We start from the raw sequence: 503 nt of genomic DNA, 5'->3' as shown, positions 1-503 counted from the left end.
CGTCCGTTGCTATGTTGCCGCTGATGTCACCGTCGACATCATCACTGGCCGTGGCGCCGAGTTCGATATATGGCTCGCCTAGCGTTAGTTCCTGTGGATTGGCCCCAATCAATGTGATGGCCGGGGGCATATCGACAACCGTAACGGTTCTTGTGGCGGTATCCGCAGCAAGGCCATTACTGTCAACAACATTATAGGTCACCACGTATACGCCTTCCATCGAGGTGTCAACCGTATTGCCGCCCACCACGATGCCATCTGTTATGTTCCCGTCTTCGGGGTCGTAGGCCGATGCGTTCAATTCCACGTAAGCCTGTCCAATGCCAATGGAGACCTCGCCAGCTCCGTTGAGCTGTATGGTCGGTTTTTGATTAACGGTAGGGGCGGTCACCATTTTGAAGTTAAGGATAAGTCCCGGTTGGTTGGAAGGTGCGATGCTCAATTGGTACGATCCCAAAGGGAGCACGTTCCCGGCCAGGTCGCCGGACATGTCTCCAAATAGG

The 503-nt window shown here is 54.5% G+C and carries 1 protein-coding gene; it reads right to left on the bottom strand.

Annotation, left to right across the window (positions count from 1 at the left end; all coding sequences use genetic code 11):
- Nucleotides 1-503, bottom strand: a 503-nt coding sequence (locus tag CDH50_RS15060) for a DUF5011 domain-containing protein (RefSeq protein WP_198513520.1), incomplete at both ends; no start/stop codon positions are given.

The organism is Confluentibacter lentus, assembly GCF_002806995.1.
Lineage (GTDB): Bacteria > Bacteroidota > Bacteroidia > Flavobacteriales > Flavobacteriaceae > Confluentibacter > Confluentibacter lentus.
Note: the sequence above shows the minus strand (reverse complement) of the source record. Positions and strands in the feature narration are given on the sequence as shown.